At 70.7% G+C, this 3,188-nt stretch carries 4 protein-coding genes; all 4 read left to right on the top strand.

Translation table 11 applies throughout. The features are described 5' to 3' along the window. Positions 1 to 271: 271 nt before the first annotated feature. The 4 genes from ACFQ6N_RS36075 to ACFQ6N_RS36060 all read left to right on the top strand — a co-directional run bounded on the left by ACFQ6N_RS36075 (position 272) and on the right by ACFQ6N_RS36060 (position 3,045). Positions 272 to 604 carry a WXG100 family type VII secretion target gene (locus ACFQ6N_RS36075; RefSeq protein WP_380658266.1) on the top strand — a complete coding sequence of 111 codons (333 nt, stop codon included), beginning with the start codon at positions 272 to 274 and terminating at the stop codon, positions 602 to 604. 33 nt (positions 605 to 637) lie between these two features. Then, positions 638 to 2,086 carry a hypothetical protein gene (locus ACFQ6N_RS36070; protein ID WP_380658265.1) on the top strand — a complete coding sequence of 483 codons (1,449 nt, stop codon included), beginning with the start codon at positions 638 to 640 and terminating at the stop codon, positions 2,084 to 2,086. Positions 2,087 to 2,225: 139 nt separating this feature from the next. Then, positions 2,226 to 2,375: a hypothetical protein gene (locus tag ACFQ6N_RS36065; protein ID WP_380658263.1), complete on the top strand. Its 150-nt coding sequence runs from the start codon at positions 2,226 to 2,228 to the stop codon at positions 2,373 to 2,375. Positions 2,376 to 2,448: 73 nt separating this feature from the next. Then, the gene (locus ACFQ6N_RS36060; RefSeq protein WP_380658261.1) at positions 2,449 to 3,045 is read left to right on the top strand and encodes a hypothetical protein; all 597 of its coding nucleotides are present in this window, start codon (positions 2,449 to 2,451) and stop codon (positions 3,043 to 3,045) included. Positions 3,046 to 3,188 lie beyond the last annotated feature (143 nt).

Genomic DNA, 3,188 nt, shown 5'->3' with positions numbered 1-3,188 from the left:
CCCCTCAAGCGCGCCCGACACCGCGACTGGCCACCACCCGAACCGACAACAGTCACGATCGCCGAACCAGGAGCGACCTAAAGTCACCGGCATTGCCTCTAGGCCCGTCCAGGCCCCTCCGGGTTCCCCCGGGTCCCTCCTGGTCCGGTCAAGCGCTCCCCCGGCGTCGGTCAAGTGACCCTCGTCACACGAACCGTCCGAAACCCGGCCGCCCCCACCCGCCATCTCCGCCAACGCACTTCAGACGGAGGACATGGACGGGGGAAACGCCATGGCGGATGACGGAGCGAAAGCCGGCGGACCGACTTTCAAGATCTCACCGGGGGACCTGAAGGCGGCCGCACCGACCTTCGAAGCCCAGAGCAAGGCGCTCAAGGAGGCCCTCGACACGCTCAAGCGCGGCCTCACCGCGGCCGGCAGCCCCTGGGGCGGCGACAAGCAGGGCAACGAGTTCGCCCAGGCCTACAACGGCCCGCACGACAAGGTGCTCTCCGCCCTGGACACCCTGGTCACCGGACTCGCCAGCATCCACGACGGGCTGGTCGCCCACGCCGACAACCACACCGGCGCCGACAGCCACGTCCGGAAGAGCCTGACGCCGTGACCCGCACCCCCTCCCCGACGGGGAGCGTCGCGCGTGGGTGAGTCCACGGTCGCGAAGGCCGTCCGCGAACTCACCGGCATGTGGTGGCCCGACGCCGACCCCGACAAGCTCCGCAAGGCCGCCGACGCCTGGGACGCGATGGCCACCGCCATCGACAACGTCACCGCGCCCACCAACCAGGCCGCCGCCGCCATCGTCGCCGGCAACCACGGCCCCGCGATCGACGCCTTCGGCGCGTTCTGGGGCAACTACTACGGCGGCAAGGACAGCGCGGGCAACGGCAAGGGCTGGCTGCCCGACGCCGCCAGCGCCTGCCGCGGCCTCGCCAAGGCACTACGCGACTTCGCCGCCGAAGTCGACAAGGCCGTCAAGAAACTGGAGGAGGAAGCCGCGATCGTCGGCGGCACCCTCGTCGCCGGCACCGCGCTCGCCTTCTTCACCGTCGGACTCTCCGAAGGCGCCGCCGTCGCCGCCTCGGCGGCCATCGTCTCCACCGCCGCCGGCGTCGGCGTCGCCGTCTCCGAGACCATCGCCATGATCGCCGCCACCGTCCTGGTCGGCGCCGCCTTCGGCGCGCTGGAGGCCATCACCGTCGACATCGCCGTCGCCCAGCCCATCCGGATGTCCTTCGGCGACGGCGGGTTCAGCCTCCAGGAGGTCGCGGACTCCGCCGAGACCGGCGGCATCATGGGCGGCGCCGGCTCCGGCCTCGGCGCCGGCGGGCGGGTGCTCTCCACGGCCGCCGAGGTCTCCGACAACGCCTCCGTCGCCCTCGCCGCCGCAGGCAAGCTCGCGGGCGCCGCCGACACCATCCCCGGCCGCATGGTCGCCGGCGCCGGCCTCACCTACGGCTACGACGCCGCCTTCCGGACCGGCCCGGTGATGCCGCTGGACATCGCCCTCGGCGCCGTCGGCGCGATCGCCGGCCCCAGCGGCGAGAAGGTCGGCACCGCCAAGCGCATCGGCGACTTCGACAGCCAGGGCCATGCACCCGGCCGACACATCAGGGTCGACGATTCGGCGCTGCAGATCCGATTGGGAACCACCATGACCAATCCTGATGGATCCCCCAAGATCTACACCCCGGCATCGGCGAATGCCGGGCACGTCAAGTCGAATAACCATATCGACCCGTTGACCGGGACGACCGTCGACGGCGACAACGGGCAAGTGCACAAATGCGGCCCCTACGCGACGCGCTACGACGATCCTGCGGACATGGTCACGGTCGACAAATACGTTCGCAGTTACCTGAAGAAAAACGGCGAGCTCCCTGATGTCGCGATTCCCATCGAAGACATTCTCGGCCCGGACGGGCACAAGCGATTCACCGGGTTCTACAAGGATCCGCAGAATCCGAATCAGTATCTTCCGGTGAATTTCGAGGGCGGAAAGATCGTCGCCGTCTACGTACCGGACGGAAACGGTGGATTCCGCCTGGTAACATCATATCCAAACCCCGCGCCGGGGAGACACCCATAAGGACGCCATGGATCCCGATCTCGCAGGATTCTTCGAACAGTACCTCAATGTCGAGGTCGCCTATTACTATCTGGACGGCATCAGGGAGGTCGTCAGGATATCCGGCTGGCGCGAAAAGCAGAGAAATCTTTTCCTGCAGATGCTCACCGAACGGACCATGACCCGGGGCGAGTACTGCGAACGGACCTGGATCGACTTCGAGAGCGACGAGGAGATGTACGCCTACCTGGAGAAGGTCTACGCCTACCTCTTCCTCGACTCCGACGAACTGCCCGTCCCGCCCGACTGACGGCCCCCGCCCGGGGGTGGCCTCGGGAGCGGCGTAGCCTTCCCCTCCGATCGGATGTACGACAGGGGGCGCCATGGGCGGGGTCGGGAGGTACCGGGGGACGGTCGGGCTGGTGCTCGCCGTGCCGGTCGGGACCGTGGGGCTGGTGCTCACGGGCACCTATCTCGGGGGGTTCGCCGCCGTCCTGTTCGGCCTGGTGCTGGTGGTCGGGTGGACGGTGGGCATGGTCCGGCTGGTCGGGCGGGCGTTCGGGTGCTTCGTGGCGTTCTTCGCCGTCGCCCTGGGCGGGGCCACCACCGCGGCGGTGGCGCTGGCCAGGGACGACGTGATCCTGGGGCTGTCCGGGGTGGACACCACCGCGCTGGTCACGGCGGCGCGCGACCACCCCGAGGGCAAGCATCCGAGTTCGGCGTACGACGTGGCCGGCGCGGACGGTGTGCCGCTGGGCGAGCTGGTCCTGGACCTGCACGCGCTCGCGGTCGGCGACCGGGTGACCGTCCGTTACGACCCTTGGGGCCGGGCGGCCGTGCACCGCCCGGGGGACCTCAGCCTGCCGAGGGACCTCGCGATCGCCGCCGCCCTGAACGCGGTGCTGATGGCCGGGGTCGGCTACCTCGGTGTGCAGTCCGCCCGTCAGCGGAACGGCGGGCCGGCCGGGCCGGTGCCCTGAGCCGCCCGGCCCCGAACAGCCGGGGAGCAGGAAGGGGAGCGGGGGGGGGGGCCGGGGGCCCGCACCCGGCGCCCGGGGGGCGGGGGGGGGGCGCCACCCCCGGCCCGCGGGGGGCGGCCGACCGGCACGTAGGGGGGGGCCGG

The sequence above is a fragment of the Kitasatospora sp. NPDC056446 genome (assembly GCF_042796115.1).
Classification (GTDB): Bacteria; Actinomycetota; Actinomycetes; order Streptomycetales; family Streptomycetaceae; genus Kitasatospora.
The sequence above is the reverse complement of the archived record's forward strand: the minus strand, read 5'-3'. Positions and strand labels throughout refer to the sequence as shown.

Bases quoted from the DNA above. Each gene is read 5' to 3' on its own strand.
- ACFQ6N_RS36075 (WP_380658266.1), top strand. From the start codon at position 272: ATGGCGGATGACGGAGCGAAAGCCGGCGGACCGACTTTCAAGATCTCA.
- ACFQ6N_RS36065 (WP_380658263.1), top strand. From the start codon at position 2,226: ATGCTCACCGAACGGACCATGACCCGGGGCGAGTACTGCGAACGGACC.
- ACFQ6N_RS36060 (WP_380658261.1), top strand. From the start codon at position 2,449: ATGGGCGGGGTCGGGAGGTACCGGGGGACGGTCGGGCTGGTGCTCGCC.